16 protein-coding genes are annotated in these 17,717 nt (G+C 34.6%); 3 read left to right on the top strand and 13 right to left on the bottom strand.

Features of this window, described 5'->3' with window-relative positions:
- Positions 1-27: 27 nt before the first annotated feature.
- The 8 genes from MVE07_RS03900 to MVE07_RS03865 all read right to left on the bottom strand — a co-directional run bounded on the left by MVE07_RS03900 (position 28) and on the right by MVE07_RS03865 (position 12,350).
- Positions 28-198, bottom strand: coding sequence for a hypothetical protein (locus MVE07_RS03900; protein ID WP_297454260.1), 171 nt, complete (start codon positions 196-198; stop codon positions 28-30).
- Between the two features lie 75 nt (positions 199-273).
- Positions 274-2,511: a molybdopterin-dependent oxidoreductase gene (locus MVE07_RS03895; RefSeq protein WP_297454258.1), complete on the bottom strand. Its 2,238-nt coding sequence runs from the start codon at positions 2,509-2,511 to the stop codon at positions 274-276.
- 10 nt (positions 2,512-2,521) lie between these two features.
- The gene (locus MVE07_RS03890) at positions 2,522-3,856 is read right to left on the bottom strand and encodes an MFS transporter (RefSeq protein ID WP_297454254.1); all 1,335 of its coding nucleotides are present in this window, start codon (positions 3,854-3,856) and stop codon (positions 2,522-2,524) included.
- 26 nt (positions 3,857-3,882) lie between these two features.
- Complete coding sequence (narI, locus tag MVE07_RS03885; RefSeq protein ID WP_297454251.1) at positions 3,883-4,575, bottom strand: respiratory nitrate reductase subunit gamma; 693 nt, start codon at positions 4,573-4,575, stop codon at positions 3,883-3,885.
- Positions 4,568-5,077 carry a nitrate reductase molybdenum cofactor assembly chaperone gene (gene narJ / locus MVE07_RS03880; protein ID WP_297454248.1) on the bottom strand — a complete coding sequence of 170 codons (510 nt, stop codon included), beginning with the start codon at positions 5,075-5,077 and terminating at the stop codon, positions 4,568-4,570. The genes narI and narJ overlap by 8 nt, the downstream gene beginning before the upstream one ends.
- 10 nt (positions 5,078-5,087) lie before the next feature.
- Complete coding sequence (gene narH / locus MVE07_RS03875; protein WP_297454245.1) at positions 5,088-6,545, bottom strand: nitrate reductase subunit beta; 1,458 nt, start codon at positions 6,543-6,545, stop codon at positions 5,088-5,090.
- Positions 6,546-6,563: 18 nt separating this feature from the next.
- The gene (locus tag MVE07_RS03870) at positions 6,564-10,238 is read right to left on the bottom strand and encodes a nitrate reductase subunit alpha (RefSeq protein ID WP_297454242.1); all 3,675 of its coding nucleotides are present in this window, start codon (positions 10,236-10,238) and stop codon (positions 6,564-6,566) included.
- 69 nt (positions 10,239-10,307) lie between these two features.
- Positions 10,308-12,350: a hypothetical protein gene (locus tag MVE07_RS03865; protein WP_297454239.1), complete on the bottom strand. Its 2,043-nt coding sequence runs from the start codon at positions 12,348-12,350 to the stop codon at positions 10,308-10,310.
- 24 nt (positions 12,351-12,374) lie between these two features.
- Here MVE07_RS03865 and MVE07_RS03860 point away from each other — a divergent pair, with 24 nt between their 5' ends.
- Positions 12,375-13,379, top strand: a complete 1,005-nt coding sequence (locus MVE07_RS03860; RefSeq protein ID WP_297454236.1) for a hypothetical protein — start codon at positions 12,375-12,377, stop codon at positions 13,377-13,379.
- Between the two features lie 13 nt (positions 13,380-13,392).
- Positions 13,393-13,827: a putative metalloprotease CJM1_0395 family protein gene (locus tag MVE07_RS03855; protein WP_297454233.1), complete on the top strand. Its 435-nt coding sequence runs from the start codon at positions 13,393-13,395 to the stop codon at positions 13,825-13,827.
- A 61-nt stretch (positions 13,828-13,888) separates the two neighbouring features.
- Here the strand turns inward: MVE07_RS03855 and MVE07_RS03850 are convergent, their stop codons facing one another.
- Genes MVE07_RS03850 through MVE07_RS03840 form a run of 3 tightly spaced genes read right to left on the bottom strand, consistent with a single transcriptional unit; the run spans position 13,889 to position 15,489 of the window.
- Positions 13,889-14,191: a hypothetical protein gene (locus tag MVE07_RS03850; protein WP_297454230.1), complete on the bottom strand. Its 303-nt coding sequence runs from the start codon at positions 14,189-14,191 to the stop codon at positions 13,889-13,891.
- Positions 14,188-14,724, bottom strand: coding sequence for a DUF6036 family nucleotidyltransferase (locus tag MVE07_RS03845; RefSeq protein ID WP_297454227.1), 537 nt, complete (start codon positions 14,722-14,724; stop codon positions 14,188-14,190). The genes MVE07_RS03850 and MVE07_RS03845 overlap by 4 nt, the downstream gene beginning before the upstream one ends.
- Complete coding sequence (locus MVE07_RS03840) at positions 14,725-15,489, bottom strand: TIGR01458 family HAD-type hydrolase (RefSeq protein ID WP_297454224.1); 765 nt, start codon at positions 15,487-15,489, stop codon at positions 14,725-14,727.
- A gap of 242 nt (positions 15,490-15,731) precedes the next feature.
- On the opposite strand from MVE07_RS03840, the gene MVE07_RS03835 reads away from it, so the two are divergent.
- Positions 15,732-16,028 (top strand): hypothetical protein, encoded by a 297-nt coding sequence (locus tag MVE07_RS03835; protein ID WP_297454221.1) that lies wholly within the window; start codon positions 15,732-15,734, stop codon positions 16,026-16,028.
- Here the strand turns inward: MVE07_RS03835 and MVE07_RS03830 are convergent.
- Positions 15,980-17,386 carry a transposase gene (locus MVE07_RS03830; RefSeq protein ID WP_297454218.1) on the bottom strand — a complete coding sequence of 469 codons (1,407 nt, stop codon included), beginning with the start codon at positions 17,384-17,386 and terminating at the stop codon, positions 15,980-15,982. The genes MVE07_RS03835 and MVE07_RS03830 overlap by 49 nt on opposite strands.
- 27 nt (positions 17,387-17,413) lie before the next feature.
- Positions 17,414-17,717 (bottom strand): IS200/IS605 family transposase (gene tnpA, locus MVE07_RS03825; protein WP_297454213.1); only part of this gene is annotated, 304 nt, incomplete at its 5' end.

Below are 17,717 nucleotides of genomic sequence, written 5' to 3'. Positions count from 1 at the left end.
TTAAATCATTAAATAGCTTTAAATCTATTAAACTAATTCCTTTTGATTATTTTTAAATGCTTTATCTTCATAGTATTTTTTAACTAATTCAAAAATTCGGTGTGATATAAAATCAAATGCAAACTCCCAAGCTTGAGCTGTATCTTCCGGTAAATCAAATATTTTTACAAATTCTTTCCTGAATGAGCTTGTTAACAAGCTTTGATGTTTAGGTTGAATTTTAAGCTTTATATAATCATTTGCTACTTTTTCATTAAGTAGATTTGCCCTGTCTCAGTCGGCAGGTCTGTTTATAAAAATATCCATTAGTTCTTTAATTCCCTGTGAAAGCTGCTTTAGAAAGTCAGGTTTTATATTTTTTATATCTGCTTCTGATAGCGAAGTAAAACTATTTTCCAAAACATCATCTAAAAATCTTTCTACTTCCGGGTATGTTTCTTTTACCTTTTGATAAACCTCATCTGATAGCTTGTATATTCTTTTCTTTCTTGGTTTTATAAACACTGCTGAGAATTTTAGCTCCGGCTCTTTTGATATAGGGTCTATTGCATCACTTACTGTTATATTTGTAGGGAAGTGATAGATTTTTCCATAACCAAATGGTGCAAATACAACTCCCCTTTTTATTTTTCCTGTTTTTGCTTTTATATAAATCTGTCCCCTTGTTGATTTGATATTTATATAGTCGTTGTCAAATATTCCCAGTTCCAGTGCATCTTCTTCATTGAGCATAACAAATGGCTCTTCTTCTCCTCTTACCAGTTCCATTGCCTTACCTGTTCTGGTCATTGTGTGCCATTGTTTTTTGGTTCTTCCTGTTGTCAAAACAAAGGAATAAGGATATTCTGTGTTATCAGAAGCTCCTGAGTAAACTGCAGGATTAAATTTTGCTCTTCCTGTTGGTGTAGGGAATTTCTTATCCTTGTAAAGCCATTTTCCACCCCATTGTTTTGGCAGGTCTTCATAGCTCCAGTCAGAAATATCACATAATCTTCCTTTTGTGGTTTGTTTATATTCATCAAATATTTCTCTGGAATTTTCATAGGAAAACTGTTTTTCCCAGCCCATTTCTTTTGCTACTTCACAGAATATCTGCCAGTCATGTTTGCATTGCTGAGGTGGTTGTCTGAAAGGTTTGTTGTAGGTAATTGTCCTATCTGAGCTGGTCATAACTCCTTCTTTTTCTCCCCATTGGGAAGCCGGTAAAACCAGATTTGCATAATCAACAGAGTCAGTTAAATATGCATCCTGAACAATTACAAATGTATTTCTTAAAGCTCTCCAGAACTTATTCAGATTTGGCATTGTAACAGCGGGGTTTGTGCAGACAATCCACAGGAGTTTTATATCTCCGTTTATCATACTGTCCATAGCTTCCACTATTGTTATTCCTGGCTTATCTTTTATGCTGCCTTCTGGTAAACCCCAGAATTTTTCCATAAATGCTTTGTCTTCTGGATTCCTAACATCTCTGTATCCGGGAAGACCATTTACCAGATAACCGACTTCCCTGCCGCCCATTGCGTTTGGCTGACCTGTAAGGGAAAAAGGGCAACCTTTTTCATTTATTCTTCCAGTTGCAAGATGAACATTTATTAATGCCAGATTTTTCATTGTTCCATTAGAGGACTGATTAAATCCCATTGTCCAGAAAGAAATAACCTTTTTACTAAAGGCATATATTTCTGCCAGTTTATAAATCAGGCTTGGTTTTATTTCACATATCTTGGCAGCTATTTCCGGTGGATACTTTTCTGCTTCTTTTATAGCCTGTGAAAATCCCTCTGTATGCTTGCCAATAAACTCATAATCAAGCCAGCCTTTTTTATTCAAAAGATAAAGAATACTGTTAAACAGAACTGTGTCAGTTCCTGGCTTAATATCAATCCATATATCAGCTTTTTCTGCTGTTGCAGTATAAACAGGGTCAATAACTATAATTTTTGCTTCTGGATATTCTTTTCTTCTGTTTAAAACCCTTTTGAATAGAACCGGATGAGTCCATGCTGCATTTGAACCGGCAAACACAAAAGCATCCGCATCATCTATATCCTCATAGCTTCCAGGAGGGCCATCTGAGCCAAAGGCCATTTTATATCCCATAACTGCAGAAGCCATACAAAGCCTTGAATTTGCATCTATATTGTTTGTGCCTATGAATCCTTTTACAAATTTGTTTATTACATAACTATCTTCTGTTGTTAACTGTCCGGAGATGTAAAAATAATTTTCGTCAGGCTGATTTTCCTTTAGCTTTTGCGCAATTATTTTTATTGCTTCTTCCCATGTTATTTCCCTGAATTTGTCCCTTTTATTTTCCCTGTATAAAGGTGCAGGGACACGGCCAATATCCATTACTTTTGGAAGTGGAATTGGTTTAAGACATAAATCTCCTTTTGTGGCAGGGTGCTCTTTATCTCCTTTTATTTTTATCCTGCCTTTTTTATCCTCAAATATCTCAAGCCCACAGCCTACTCCACAGTATGGACATTGAGCCGTTATTTTCTCCATAAGTGCCTCTTTAATCTTCAATAGGTTTGTTTATTTTTTTACCATAGGATTTCCATAACATAATAGAAATTATAATTGCAATTAATGCCAAAATAACGTATACAATAAAACCTTTAGAGTAACCAATAACTCCGTAATTTTGGACAAATATCCCAAGTATTGGAGGAACTACAAATCCACCGAAAGCCCCAAGTCCACCCACCCATCCGGCAGCTCCACCTGTAGCATGGGGAACATATTTGGGAACCAGTTTAAATACTGCGCCGTTTGCAATTCCCATGCCTGATCCCATAAGAATCTCTCCGGTAAGAGATAAACCAAAGCTATGATTACCTGCTATCATAATAACAATTGCACCTATAAGGGTTAGGGTAAAAGACATTATAGAAACAAGTTCTCCACCTATTTTGTCAGAAAGCCATCCTCCAAAAATTCTAATCACCGAAGCCAGCAGTGAAAATCCAAATGCCATTAAAAGTCCTGCTTTTCTAAGTTCTATATTATAGCTTTGAACCCAGAAAACTATAAACCAGCCTGTTAATGCTAGAAATCCACCGAAAGAAACAAAATACAAAGCAACCAGTGCCCAAGTTTGTATATGTCTTGCTGAGTTTTTAAGAGAATCTATTAAACTACCTGTTGGGATTAATTCCTGCCCAAGCTGTTTAGCCAGTTCAACGGCTTTGTTATGTGGAACACCAGCTTTTATAAGCTGAAAGTATGGGGCATCTTTAGCCAGTAAGATGTATATCACAGTTCCAACAAGTAAAAATCCAAACCATGCTATATATGACCATGTCAATCCTATTGTTTTAAGGGCAAACGGAAGTATCATTCCAAATAATCCGGGAGCAAGATTTCCAACACCTGCATATATTCCTAAAGCTGAACCTTGCTTACTTTCAGGAAACCAGTATGCTGTTTGGGCAATACCAACAGAAAAAGTAGCAATTCCACATCCGCTTAAAAATCCAAATAATAGTATTAACCAATACATCCATGGTTGGAGATGGGGATAATATAAATATAAAAGGGTTGATAATCCTCCCATTCCAATAACAGCAAGTATTAAAAGGGTTGCGAGAGGAATTTTGCCTCCTACTTTATCAACCCATGCTGCAAATGGTATCCGAAGTAATGAACCTGTCAGATTTGGGGCAGCGACAAGCAGTCCCATTAAAAAACCGGATAAACCTAAAATCTCTTTAAGATTTTTTGCAACAGGGCCATAAAGGGAAACAGCTGCAAACCCGATGAAAAATCCCCAGGTGGCCATTATTAGTCCTATTTGGGGACTTCCTGTAATCTCAATTACTTTTCCGTTATACTCTATTTTTTTCTCCATTCTCTAAGCCCTCCTTTATTTATGTTTTACGGACATCTTTGCCTATAAATAACAGGTTTTCTAAATATATAGCTGAAGGGAATACTTAAAAGATGGACTAATCTAGTGAATGGGAAAATTGCGGTTAATACAAATACAAGAAATATATGGAGTTTAAGTAAAAATGGAACATCAGCCATAAGAGTATAGTCAGGGGTAAATATCCATAGTCCTCTAAACCATGGTGCAACAGTGTCTCTGTAGTCGTATTGGACGAAAATAGTATTTATTAGGCCTAATGATGTAATGACAAGTAAAAGTAGCAAAGTTATCCAATCCATTGTAGTTGTTATTGCTGAAAGTCTTGGGTTTGTTAATCTTCGGTAAATAAATAGAATGAGACCTATCACTACCATTATTCCAGCAATACTTCCTGCAGAAAGGGCGATTAAATGATAAGTGTGTTCAGAAATGCCCATCTCTTCAGTCCATGATTTTGGGATGACGATACCTATGATATGTCCGAAAAAGGCAAATATTATTCCATAATGGAATAATAAACTTGCAGGCCGAAGAGTTTTCTTTTCAAGAATTTCACTTGATTTTGAAGTCCAGCTAAAAGAATCTGTAATAAATCTGTATGCATTTCCTATGAAAAATATAGTGATGGATATATATGGAAAAATTACCCAGAAAAATAGATTGACTGCATCATATCCGTATTTGGCTAAATCAATCATTTTGGTTAACCTCCATATTTTCTGTGATTTTTAAGAGGAATTCAATTAAAGGGGTAAATTTTGAATCTATATCTAAAAGCCCTTTATATATTTGCTTTAATTCTTTCGAAAAGGCTTTTAATACTTTTAAACCTGTATTTTCGTCTATATAAGAAATAAACTCTAAAACTACAGGGAGAAAATCTGGAAGCTCATTATCAATAAATTCAAATCCTTTTTCTCTGTAATAACTGATTAGTCTGGCCAGATAATTTCCTCTTTTAGGATCATCTCTAAATTTATGATAAGTAAGATATAAACTTGCCTTTTCATTTAAATCAAAGCTTTTTACATATTCTTGCTGAATTGTAAATAAATCATTTGTTTTATAGAAGTTTATAACTTTGGCAATGTTTTCATCTTCAAGTTCTAATAAATCTATTTCTTCAACAATTTTTTTAATATCTTTTTCAGGATATCTAAGTAGTAAAGAAATAGTTCCAATTTTTTCTTTAAAATCCATTTTATCTCTCCTATGGAAGACAGAAATCGCAATCTGGTGTGTAATCAAAGCCCGTTAAACCTTGTTCTTTATAAACGTCCCTTTCAAATTCTTTTTTGGTTGTTGGAATTACGAATCTTTCTTCAAATTTGGCAATAGCGAGCATCCTATAGAGTTCTTCTGCTCCTTCAGGAGTTAATCCTACTTCTTCAAGTTTCTTAGTGTCTATTTCTTTTCCAAGTTCTTTTGCTCTCATGTAGTATCTAACTGCAACAAGTCTGTTTATTGCTCCTTTTATTGCCTTTACATTTCCACCTGTTAATAGATTTGCTAGATACTCTAAAGGGATTCTCATTTCATCTATGGATGAAAATAATTCATCATAGCTTTTATCCTCAAAAAGCTGGAGAATTGGACTAATAGGAGGGACATACCAAACCATTGGGAATGTTCTAAATTCTGGATGTAAAGATAAAGCAACTTTGTATTTTACCATTAATTTATAAACTGGAGATTTTTGAGCATATTCAATATAGTTTTCAGGAATTCCTTCTTTTTTAGCCTGTTCTATTACTTTTGGATCATTTGGATCTAAAAATATTTCAAGTTGTTTCTCGTAAAGTTTCTTATCATCTTTTTCATTTAAAAGTTCTGTAAGTTTATCAGGATCATAAAGAATTACTCCAATGTATCTTATTTTCCCAACACATGTTTCAGAACATATGGTTGGTAATCCTGCTTCTATTCTGGGAAAACAAAAAGTGCATTTTTCTGCTTTTTGTGTAGCCCAATTAAAGTAAACTTTTTTGTAAGGGCATGCAGATATACAATATCTCCAACCTCTGCAACTATCTTGATCTACTAAAACAATTCCATCTTCGTTTCTCTTATATATAGCCCCTGAGGGACATGCGGCCACGCAGGCCGGATTTAAACAATGCTCACAAAGTCTTGGCAAATAGAAAAAGAAGGTTTCTTCAAATTTCATCTTAACTTCTTTGGCCATTTTTTGGATATTGGGATCATTTATTGCATGTTCCGGAGCCCCTGCTAAATCATCTTCCCAGTTAGGTCCCCATTTTATATCTATTTTCTTTCCTGTCAGTAAAGATTTTGCCCTTGCCACTGGCTGATGTTTCTGTTTGGGTGCGTTCATCAAATGTTCATAATCATATGCCCAGGGTTCGTAATAATCATCTATAGTGGGAAGATTTGGATTATGAAAAATATTTAAGAATTCAAATAGTCTACCACCTTGTTTTAGTTGTAATTTCCCATTTGGTTTTAATTCCCATCCTCCTTTATATTTTTCTTGATTTTCCCACTGAACTGGATAACCAACACCTGGCTTTGTTTCTACGTTGTTAAACCATACATATTCAACACCTTCTCTTTTAGTCCACGTATTTTTGCAGGTAACACTACATGTGTGACAACCTATACATTTATCTAAATTTAAAACCATTGTTATCTGTGCTTTTACTCTCATTTTATACTCCTCCGTTTTTTAGTTAGGCCATTCAACTTTTTTCTTTTTCTTGATTAAAACAACAGAATCACTTTGTGTTCCGGTAGGACCATAGTAGTTAAAGGAGTAACTTAATTGTGCGTATCCTCCTACTGCGTAAGTTGGTTTAATATGGATTTTTGTTGGAGCATTATGGCTACCACCTGTTTCATTTGTTATTTCAGATAAAGGAACATGTATATTCCTATCTTGAACATGATACATTAGAACAGTCCCTTTAGGGATTCTGTGACTTACTGCAGCTCTTGCAACTACTACACCATTTCTATTGTAAACTTCTACCCAATCATTATCCTGTATACCTGCTTCTTTAGCATCTTCATCACTTATCCATACTACCTGTCCACCTCTGAATAAAGTTAGCATTATCAGATTGTCATAGTATGTAGAGTGTATTTGCCATTTTCCATGAGGAGTAATCCATCGTGCTTTTATGGTTTTTTCTTTTACGTCTGGAGGAGTTTCCCAGTTTTCAAAAGGATCTGTTACTAAAGGTGGTTTATAGACGGGTAAATTTTCCCCTACTTCTGTAAATAGTTCGTGGTCTATAAATAGTTCTTGTCTTCCAGATAGTGTTCTAAATGGCATTTTGTATTCTATTGAGTTTGAAAATGCTGTAAATCTTCTGTCAAAATGAGTAGTTCCTGTAAATATTGGTGTAGATATAGATACTCTTGGCTGAACGGTGATTTCTTTGAGTGTAAAGTGTTCACTTTCTCTATCTTTTGCTATGTTTGCAATTTCTGGTAAGCCTGTTTTTTTAGCTGCGAATTTCCACGCTTTATTTGCAGGTTTTCCATTTGTGCAGGTTGATAATGTAAGAATAGCCTCTACGGCTTTTTCATCTTCTTCTATATTTGGCATTCCTTTATTGATGCCTTCTTTATGTGTTCCTATCATAGTTTTTAAAAATTCATATTCCTCTTTCGCATCAAAGCTCCAACCATGAGCTCCCACAGGTTTTTCATAGACATTTGGTCCAAGAGCAATGTATTTATCATAAATTTTTGTATAATCTCTTTTTACTACAGCTATATTCGGCATTGTTTTTCCGGGAATGGGTTCAATTTCTCCTTTTGACCAATCTAAAACTTTTCCGTAAGGCTGCGAGATTTCTGCTGGAGAATCATGCATTAAAGGAACTGTTACTATATCTTCATACTCCCCTTTTAAATATTTTTCTGCAAGTTGAGAAAATGTCTTTGCAATTTCTTTATATATTTGCCAGTCAGATTTTGATTCCCATAGAGGATCTACTGCTTTGTTCAATGGGTGTATGAATGGATGCATATCTGTTGAGTTTAGATCTGTTTTTTCATACCATGTAGCAGTTGGCAAAACAACGTCTGCATACAATGCAGAACCTGTCATCCTAAAATCTAAAACAACGAATAAATCAAGCTTTCCTACCGGTGCATCTTCTCTGAGTTTTATTTCTTCAGGTTTTAATGGTGAATATTCTGCCATTACTCCAGTATTTTCTACTCCCAGCATATGCTTTAGGAAATATTCATGTCCTTTTGCAGAGCTTGAGATAAGATTTGATCTCCATACAAATAGACTTCTCGGGAAATTTACTGGATTTTCTGGATCCTGTATAGAAAATTCAAGTTCTCCATTTTTTAGTTTTTCTACAATGTATTCTTTTGGATTTTTGTTTGCTTTTTTAGCTTCTTCTGCAAGTTCTAAACTATTTTTATTGAATTGAGGATAAAAGGGTAACCATCCTAATCTTACAGCTAAAAGTATATAATCTGCTGGATGTTTATATTTTGTTTTCTCTTTTAATGGAGAGGCTAATTTTTCTATATTATTATCCTCGTATCTGAATTGCTCTGTTGTGAAATACCAGAATGATGTTGCATTTTGGAGTCTCGGTGGTGCTTGCCAGTCTCTTGCAAATGCAAGGGTAGCCCAACCTTCAAAAGGTCTTACTTTTTCTTGTCCTACGTAGTGAGCCCATCCACCACCATTTTTACCTTGAGAACCAGTTAAAATAACAAGATTAAGAATAGCACGGTATATTAAATCGGCATTATACCAGTGATTAATACCGGCACCCATTATTATCATAGAACGACCTTTTGATTCTGCAGCATTTTGGGCAAATTCTCTTGCAATTCTTTCTACTTGATGAGCAGGAGTTCCTGTTATTTTTTCCTGCCATTTTGGTGTATATGGAGCATCTTCATTGTAAGAGAATGGATATCCTTCTAATCCTTCCCTTTTGACCCCATAATTTGCAAGAAATAGATCAAAAACTGTGGTTAGATAATATTCCTTTCCATCTATTTCAATCTTCTTAACAGGAATTTCTCTTTTTAAAATCCCTTTTTTATCATCTTCAAAATATGGAAGTTTAACAAATCCTTTTTCATCTTCTCTTCCAAGAATTGTTAATGTAGGGTTTATTTTATTTCCGTTTTCATCTTCAACTTTTAAATTCCATTTTCCTGTATCTTCCCACCTGTAGCCTATACTTCCATTAGGAATTACTAACTGATTTGTATCTTCATCTAAAACAATGAGTTTCCATTCTGCATTTGATACATTTTTACCAATATCGGAAGCTCTTAAAAATCTATTAACTATAAATCCATCTTCTTCTTTGTTCAGTATTACTAAAAATGGTAAATCTGTAAACTGCTTGGCATAGCTAATAAAGTATTCTTCAGGATTTTCTACATAAAACTCCTTTAGTATTACATGGGTCATTGCTTGGGCTATAGCAGCATCTGTTCCAGGATTTAGTTGCATCCATTCATCTGCAAATTTTACATATTCGGCATAATCTGGACTAACAGAAACAACTTTTGCTCCTCTATATCTAACCTCTGAAAAGAAGTGGGCATCAGGAGTCCTTGTCATTGGGATGTTTGAACCCCAAACAATAATGTAAGTTGAGTTATACCAATCTCCACTTTCTGGAACATCTGTTTGTTCTCCCCATACTTGTGGGGAAGCAGGAGGTAAGTCTGCATACCAATCATAAAAGCTAAGCATAGTTCCACCTAAGAGAGATATAAATCTGGCTCCGGCTGCATAACTTAACATTGACATAGCCGGAATTGGAGTAAATCCAGCGATTCTGTCAGGACCATATTTCTTGATTGTATATATAAGTTGAGAAGCAATTAATTCCTTTACTTCTTCCCAATTTGCTCTTACAAAACCTCCTCTGCCTCTTGCAGTTTTGTATTCTTTTGTTTTCTTAGGATCGTTTAATATTTCTTCCCAGGCTTTGACAGGATTTCCATTATTTCTTTCTTTGGCTTTTCTCCAGGCTTCTAATAGAACGCTTCTTACATAAGGATATTTAACTCTTAAAGGACTGTAGACATACCACGAAAATGAAGCTCCTCTCTGGCATCCTCTTGGTTCATATTCTGGAAAATCTGGGCCGGTAGTTGGATAATCAAGAGCCTGGGTTTCCCATGTCACAAGTCCATTTTTTACATGAACCCACCAACTACAGGAACCTGTGCAGTTCACTCCATGTGTTGTTCTAACTTTTTTGTCATATTGCCATCTCTTTCTATAAAAGTCTTCCCACGTCCTGTCCTGCTCTGTGAGAGCAGAATGTCCATTTGAATATGTTTCTTTAGGAGCAAAGGATGTAAATTTTTTGAGCAAATAGGAAACCCGTCGTTTCATTTTATATTCCTCCGCTTTTAAATGAGTTTTTGGCTAATTTTAGATTTATAAGTTTTTTTTTTCATTGATCTAAGTAAAGATTTTTTTCAAGTCTTCTTCAATTTCTGTGAAAACCTTGTATCGTTTTTCAGGTTTTTTTGTAATCATTTTTGAAATGATTTCACTGAGGCCTTTGGGGATTTCAGGATTGAGTTTTGATGGTTTTTCCGGTTCAGGCTCGTCATAAATCTGGAGTAAATCCGGCCTTGTATATGGGGATTTTCCTGTTAGTTTTCTATAAAGCTGGTATCCAAAGGCAAAAATTTCTTCCTCCTCACTGGACTTATTTAAGAGAAGCTCGTTTATCTCCAGTCTGATATTCTGATTTTTCATGAGATTGTTAAAGACAATGAGAAATCTAAGGGCTTCTTTTGATATTTTTGATAAAACTCTTTTGTAGAACCTTTCAAAGCTTTCTTTTGGTTTTTTAAGACGAAGATATTCTTTTATAAGCTCTTCCACATAATACTTAACTTCTGGTAAAGGAATAGATTTAATAAGAAGTTTCCCCTCCTCCTGCTCCCCGGTCATTGTTCCCCCATAATACATATCAACACCAACGGTAGTTTCTCCATCTTTTTTGAACTTTACCCCAACGAAACCAATATCTCCATTTCCATGGATACCACAGCCTTTTTGACAGGCAGACCAATACATCCTGACTTTTGCATCTGAAGGATCAACAGGATAGTTTTGGGTTAGATATTCTGCTACCTCTATTGCGTCAGGTTTATTAGGAATAACTCCAAATGGACAATGCTCTGTTCCTGCACAGGCTATAACGTCGTTAAAGTAAGGAGAGTTTATATTTTTATATTTTTGGTAAATAGGAAGGGATAAAAGTTTAGAAATGTTTTCCTTTGGAACATCAAGTATATAAAGATTTTGTGTAACAGTGAGTCTTATTTCTCCATTTCCAAACTCTTTTGAAGCTTCTGCAGCTTCAATCATTGCTGTTCCTGAAAAGATTCCAGAAGGGACAACCATATGCATTGCAAATGTCCCGTCTTTTAGCTGAACTTTTCCTGTTTTTTCTCCTCCCTCCATTTCTGTAAGGGTTCTTCCTGCTTCTTCAAAATCTCTACCGGCTTCATGTTTGACAGCGTCTATAATTTCTTCCATTCCTACTGCATCAATCATATATTTGAGTCTGTTTTTGTTTCTGCTGTCTTTAAAACCGTATTTTTTGAAAACTTTGGCTAATGCTTCAAAAAAGAGGGGGACTTCCCCCCCAGTCAAAAACACCCCTGCAGGCCTAGCAACAGCCCCAACTTTCCCTCCCAGATACACATTGAAGCCGTATATTCCATCTTTTTCTGCCAGGATAAAACAGGCGTCATGCCCGTAGATATTACATCTGTTTGAGTAAGAACCTGATATTCCTATATTAAACTTCCTTGGAAGCTGGCATATCCATTCTGGATTTTTAAGGAAAATCTTTTGGATATTAAGAAGAATATCCCATGTTTCTATAACATTATCAAAAGCAACACCGTCTAATGGGTCTTGAACTATATTCCTGAAGTTATCTACTCCTGTTTGGAAAGTTGTTATTCCAACGCTTTCCAGCTCTTTTAAAACTGTGGGAATATCCTCAATCCTTAGATAACGGAGTTCAACCTGCATTCTGGTTGTGAGGTCTATATAATCATTTCCGTATTGTTTTGCTATTTCTCCTAATTTTTTCGCCTGCTGGTAATTTAGCTTTCCACCGGGGATTCTTACCCTTAGCATAAATCTTTCTGGAGTTGCAGGTCTGTAAAAAATCCCAAAGCATTTAAAGAAATAGGTCAAATCGTGCTCAGGGATAGAAGAAAATCCATGCTGTGCATAATATTCAAGTTTTTCCCATGCTTCCTGAGGAGTATGCTCCTGTTTCAACTTTTCTATCTTATTTATTCTTTTGTTTCTTTCCTGAGAAACTTTTATAAGTTTTTCCATTTTTAGCCCTTTTGGAATCTTTTTAATCAGATATTTTTCAAGAAGTGTGCCAAAAATCAGATTTGCCAGATAGGGCTTGAAAATAAAGCTTTTCCAGATTTTTTGTAGTAAAATCAAAGGAACTATTTTCACAAAATTTGTGCAGGAGAAGGCATAATGATTGAATACCTAAAAGTAGTAGGCACCGGTAAAAAAAGATTAAAAGACCTTACGCAAGAAGAAGCTTATAATGCTGAGAAATTAATCAAAGATGGAAAAGCTACAGACTTGCAGATTGGAGCCTTCTGGGCAGCTGAAAGAATAAAGTATGCATCAATAGAGGAACTCAAAGGCTTCATAGATGCACATAGAGAATATATGACAAGAATAAAAACTGATACAAAACCTCTGGATATAGCTATAAATTATGATGGGAAAAATAGGTCTGTTCATGTTCTTCCGGCGGCGATATTTATTGCAGTAGCTTCAGGAATTTATCTGGCAGGACATGGAGCTGAAGGTATACCTTCTAAATATGGAATTATCTATCATCAGATACTTGAATATATGGGAGCCAAAACTCCTGATAATCTAAATACTGTTATTAGAACACTTGAAGAAATAGGATTTGGATTTGCACATCAGAGATTGTTTGCACAAAAATTGTTCAATTTATTACCAAAAAGAAAAGAATTTGGACTGAGAACATACCACAACACAATGGAGCGTATGCTGAACCCATTTGGAACAGACAAAGTAATTACAGGAGTATCCCATCCTCCGTATATTCAAAAATATACAGAACTGGCAAAATATGTAAGATTTGAAAAAATAACCGTATTCAAAGCCCTTGAAGGTGGCGTAGAACCATTTCCTAACCATGAAACTATCTTACATTTGAATGGCAAAGAAATTAAAATTTACCCTGAAGGTATTAATAAAGAGTTTATCCTCAGAAAAATATCTCCTGAAGAAAATGCAAAAATCTGCCTTGATATACTGAAAAATGAAGACCAAAATAACACACCTTTTGCCATACTAACAGCTGCCATTCTAATTATGGCTTATGGCTTGACCGATGATTTAGAAATTGCAAAACAAATGGCCAAAGAATCCCTAAAATTCGGCAAGGCTTATGAAAGGTTTAAAAGGTATGTTGAAATTACAAATGAGTATCATTAATTTTTAAATTGAAATGATTGAGGGAGTTGGGAATTCAGGGGCTTATTATCAGGAGTATAAAACCATTGATGACATAAAGCAACAGCAGATTATTCAGCAACTTCGGATGATTGAACAAAAAGTAAAAGCGCACGAAATGGCGCATAAAGTTGCCGGTGGGGAACTGGCAGGATCTGTTCATTATGAGTATAAAAAGGGCCCCGATGGAAAGTTATACATAGTTGGTGGAGAAGTTCCAATAAAAATAAAAGAAGGTAGAACTCCACAGGAAACTATAGAGATAGCCCAGAAAATAAAAAGAGCAGCCCTTGCACCTGCAGACCCTTCTCCACAAGATAGAGCCGTAGCTGCCAGAGCAGCTATGCTTGAAATGAAAGCAAGAATAGAACTGCAAAAACAACAACAGGAAAACAATAATCAACACGAGAAAATAGATATATTTGTTTAACACTACACTTTATATACAAAGTCAGCAAATCTTTTTAAGTTGGAAGAAAGAAATATAGACTTTAGCTTTGTTCTATATTCAAAAATCTATAAACCTCTTCAAATCTTCTAATTTCTTTTTCATCTACTTTTTCTTTCATTTCTGGTAGTGGTTTTCTGCTTTTAAACAAATATCTAAAATTTGTATAAAAAACAGCTGCTTTTTTGTAATCTTCTTTTATTTTGTCTTTAAATTTTTCCCAGTCTATCTCATCATTAAACAAAATCTCAGCCCAGAGGAGTTTTTTTGCTTTTGTATCCTTTAAAATTTCATCTATAGATTTATATTCCCTTCCTGTAAAAGCAGGAATTATTTTTAATTTCAACTTTTCTTTTCCTCTTTTAGTTTTTTAACAAATATATCCAATCTATTTTTAAAATTAAGCAAAGCTGTATCTTTTATAGAGTTTTTTATTGCAAGTTCTCCATACTCTAAAATCTTCTCAGGATTAAGGTTGAACCTTTTTGCCACAAATAATGCATCTTCAAAATCTTCTTGGGTTCCTCTTCTTAATTTTGCAATCACAAAATCATAGGGGTCTAATATTTTTATGACTAAATTTGTATCCTGTAATATAATCTTTGCCCTTTCTCTATATCCTTCAGGCATCGAAACAACAGACCATCCAGCAATATTTTCACTTAAATCTGCTGGAATTCCTTTTTCTTTTAGAAAATGGAAAAGCTTAAATAAATCTCCTTTTTCTACTTCAGCGTCTATGTCTATGGTGGCTCTATCTTCTAATCCGTAAAGCTGCAAAGCAAGACCACCGATTAAAATTAATTCAAGTTGTTCACCAGTATCTTTAACAAATTCTTCTAAAATCTTTTTAATAGTTTCTATTTCTAAATTTTTCATTTAATCTATATACTCCAAAATCTGATTTATATTCTCTATTATCAGGTCTGGTTTTATACCTTTTTCTAAATCTTGAGGGGTAAATTTGCCTGTTTTTACCAGTATTCCTTTTAATCCGGCGTCCATTGCTCCTTTAACATCTGCCTCTATATCATCACCTATAACTGCCACTTCTTCCGGCTTTAATCCCATTGATTTAACAGCAAGTAGGAAAAAGTCTTTATTAGGTTTACCTATAAGCTTTGCTTTTTTACCTGTTGCAAATTCCAGTCCTGTTATATATGCTCCGCAATCTAAAGATAATTTGCCATCTTTATCCCTGAAATATTTGTTTTTAGCAGCTGCCAGTAGCTCAGCCCCATCCATTAGATATCTAAAGGCTTTATTCATATTCTCATAAGTAAAATTATCCCGTGCATCCCCAATAACTACATACTCAACAGGTTCCCTTTTTATATCTTTCATGTCTTCAAGGGCAAGGTCTGTAAGGATTAGGAATGCACCGGCATCTCTTTCCTTTAAAAACTGTTTTGTGGCCTCAAGGGCGGAAAAAATTTCTTCTTCTTTAACATCAAAGCCCATTTTGATTAGCTTTTCATAAACGACTTTACGGGGTTTTGTGGTTGTATTTGTGATAAACCTGACTGGATATTTTTCTTTTAGCTTTTTTAGGGTTTCCTGTGCACCTTCTATCGGTTTATCAATGATGTATAAAACACCATCTAAATCAAGTAAAAAGCCCTTAATTTTCTTAAAATCAATCATTTTTAAACATCCTTTCTAATTCTGGGTTTTTAAATCCTATGTTCTTTATATATTTAAAATAATAATTTTTTAAATTTTCAAAAGGGATATTATTTCTCAGGCTGAAAGCTATAACCTCTTTTACAGAAAAATTGCCAGAAAGCCCAGTTTTTTAAAACTGGGATGAATGGCAGAGAGTTTCGTCAGAAACTCTCAAAACCCTTTAATCGTTAATTTGCTATAATATTATAGAAGTTTTCAAAATGACTACAACAGTTTTAGATAAAAAACAAAAAATAAAAGAAAGTCTGAAAAGGACAAAAGAAAAACGCAAAAACCAAATCCCTAAAGTCTATCAGCTTAAAATCTCATACTCTAATCTAAACAAAGGGCAAAAACACTGGCTTGAAAGAGTGTTCTTAGAAGCAAAATGGTTATACAACTACACTATCGCAGATATACAAAACAGGTTAAACTCCAAAACAGAAAAGCTAAAACAAGTAGAAGTGAACTACACACCGACTAAAGTCGGTGGCTTCTCAGGAAGTTTGCTATCGTAGGATAGCCTTATCCCTGACAGGTGGTCACCACACCTTGCTACCCCTATCTGCCTATATACTTGGACAGACTTGGGGCTACTTGCTAACTTTCCAAATACTCTAATTCTTATTACTTTCTTTAAGCCTGTAATGTAATCGTGAAATCTCTTTTTAAACTTTTTAAGTATGTTTCTTGCTCCGTTTACATCTGCGTTTACTAATCCTAATATGCTTTTAAATAGTCCCCTGTGTTTCCTTGCTTCAGGTGTGTAATTTTCTTTGCTGACAGCTACATTTTTTAAGCTGTCCACACCTGAAGTATAGCTTTCATCTACAAGTATTGTCTTTATTCCATATTCACTTGCTTTGTATTCTATTTGCTTTGACACTCTACCGTGTGGTAGTAAACTTAACATCTGGTCTACTATACTTGTTAGCTTGCTTTCCTTGTTTTTACTTTCTTGTAGTTTGCCTATCACAATTGTTGAAACATTGTATTTCTTTGCTATCTCTACTATTAGATTTGAAACTTTATGACTAAAGTCTCGTATCAGGTTATTTATCCTTCTTTGTATTCTGTGGAGTATCTTATCTACTCTATTTGTTGAAAGTCCTTTATTTAACAGATTATCTCTTTTCTTTTGCCATTTGGCTAATTTCTTTAGGTATTTTCTTAATATTGACTGTATTCCTTTCCCATCTACTATATAGCTTATTGGCTGGTTCTCTATCACAATCGTTGCAAAGTTTGATACTCCGTAGTCTATTGCAAGTGCTTTATTTGTTTTTGGTTTAAGTTCTTCTATTTCTTTTTCGTATACTATGTTTAACCTGTAAGTAATGTTTCCATATGCTTTGTATGGTGTGATTTGTATGTTTAGTATATTTAACTGGCTTAAGTCTAATCCTGTTTCTATTCTTAGGTAGTCTATGTCTATTCCGTGTTTTTCTTTTAGATGTTGCTTTAATTCTTTAGACAATGACAGTCTTATTGTGTTTCCTTCAACTGTAAACCCTGTTTTATCGTAAATTACTGGTCTGTGTGGTGATTTTTTCTTGTTGTATTTTGGTGGTTTTACTGGTGATGGGTATTTTTCTGGTTTCTGTAAGTATTTAAAGAAATTATGCCAGCCTCTTGACAGCTCATCTAATATGATTTGTGCTGTTCTGCTTTGTAGGGATTTTTTATGTATGGAAGTATCTTTGAGTTTGTTGTATAGGTCAAACTTGTTTGGTTTTGCCAGTTTGTTTTTTACAAGGTAGTTTGCTTCATTCCAGAGTTTTCCTGCGTGGTAGGTTAAATATCCTAATACTATGTTTGTGGTTGGGTCTGTATTATTTAACTCTATTTTTAAGCTTCTTTTTACTTTCCTTGACATTCCTGTTCGCCTTTCGGCTCACTCAATTTAAAAATTGTCTATATACCTTTTAATCGTATCTGCTGATACATTACCAGCAGTCCCTAAATAGTAAGATGGTGTCCATAGATGACCTTTCCTAAACTGCTTTTTGAGTTCTGGGAACTCTTTAAACAGTTTCTTTGCAGTTATTCCTTTAAACAACTTAACTAAAGTTGCAGGTGCATATTTAGGTGGAGCTGATACAAACAAATGTATATGGTCTTGCATTATTTCTAAAGCTAATATGTCAAATCCATATTCATCAGCTATTTCAAAAATCAGTTCTTTCAATCTTTCCTCAATCTTACCT

The sequence above is a fragment of the Persephonella sp. genome (assembly GCF_027023985.1).
Lineage (GTDB): Bacteria > Aquificota > Aquificia > Aquificales > Hydrogenothermaceae > Persephonella_A.
The sequence above is the reverse complement of the archived record's forward strand: the minus strand, read 5'-3'. Positions and strand labels throughout refer to the sequence as shown.

Bases quoted from the DNA above. Each gene is read 5' to 3' on its own strand.
- MVE07_RS03895 (WP_297454258.1), bottom strand. From the start codon at position 2,511: ATGGAGAAAATAACGGCTCAATGTCCATACTGTGGAGTAGGCTGTGGG.
- MVE07_RS03890 (WP_297454254.1), bottom strand. From the start codon at position 3,856: ATGGAGAAAAAAATAGAGTATAACGGAAAAGTAATTGAGATTACAGGA.
- narI (WP_297454251.1), bottom strand. From the start codon at position 4,575: ATGATTGATTTAGCCAAATACGGATATGATGCAGTCAATCTATTTTTC.
- narJ (WP_297454248.1), bottom strand. From the start codon at position 5,077: ATGGATTTTAAAGAAAAAATTGGAACTATTTCTTTACTACTTAGATAT.
- narH (WP_297454245.1), bottom strand. From the start codon at position 6,545: ATGAGAGTAAAAGCACAGATAACAATGGTTTTAAATTTAGATAAATGT.
- MVE07_RS03870 (WP_297454242.1), bottom strand. From the start codon at position 10,238: ATGAAACGACGGGTTTCCTATTTGCTCAAAAAATTTACATCCTTTGCT.
- MVE07_RS03860 (WP_297454236.1), top strand. From the start codon at position 12,375: ATGATTGAATACCTAAAAGTAGTAGGCACCGGTAAAAAAAGATTAAAA.
- MVE07_RS03855 (WP_297454233.1), top strand. From the start codon at position 13,393: ATGATTGAGGGAGTTGGGAATTCAGGGGCTTATTATCAGGAGTATAAA.
- MVE07_RS03845 (WP_297454227.1), bottom strand. From the start codon at position 14,724: ATGAAAAATTTAGAAATAGAAACTATTAAAAAGATTTTAGAAGAATTT.
- MVE07_RS03840 (WP_297454224.1), bottom strand. From the start codon at position 15,489: ATGATTGATTTTAAGAAAATTAAGGGCTTTTTACTTGATTTAGATGGT.
- MVE07_RS03835 (WP_297454221.1), top strand. From the start codon at position 15,732: ATGACTACAACAGTTTTAGATAAAAAACAAAAAATAAAAGAAAGTCTG.
- MVE07_RS03830 (WP_297454218.1), bottom strand. From the start codon at position 17,386: ATGTCAAGGAAAGTAAAAAGAAGCTTAAAAATAGAGTTAAATAATACA.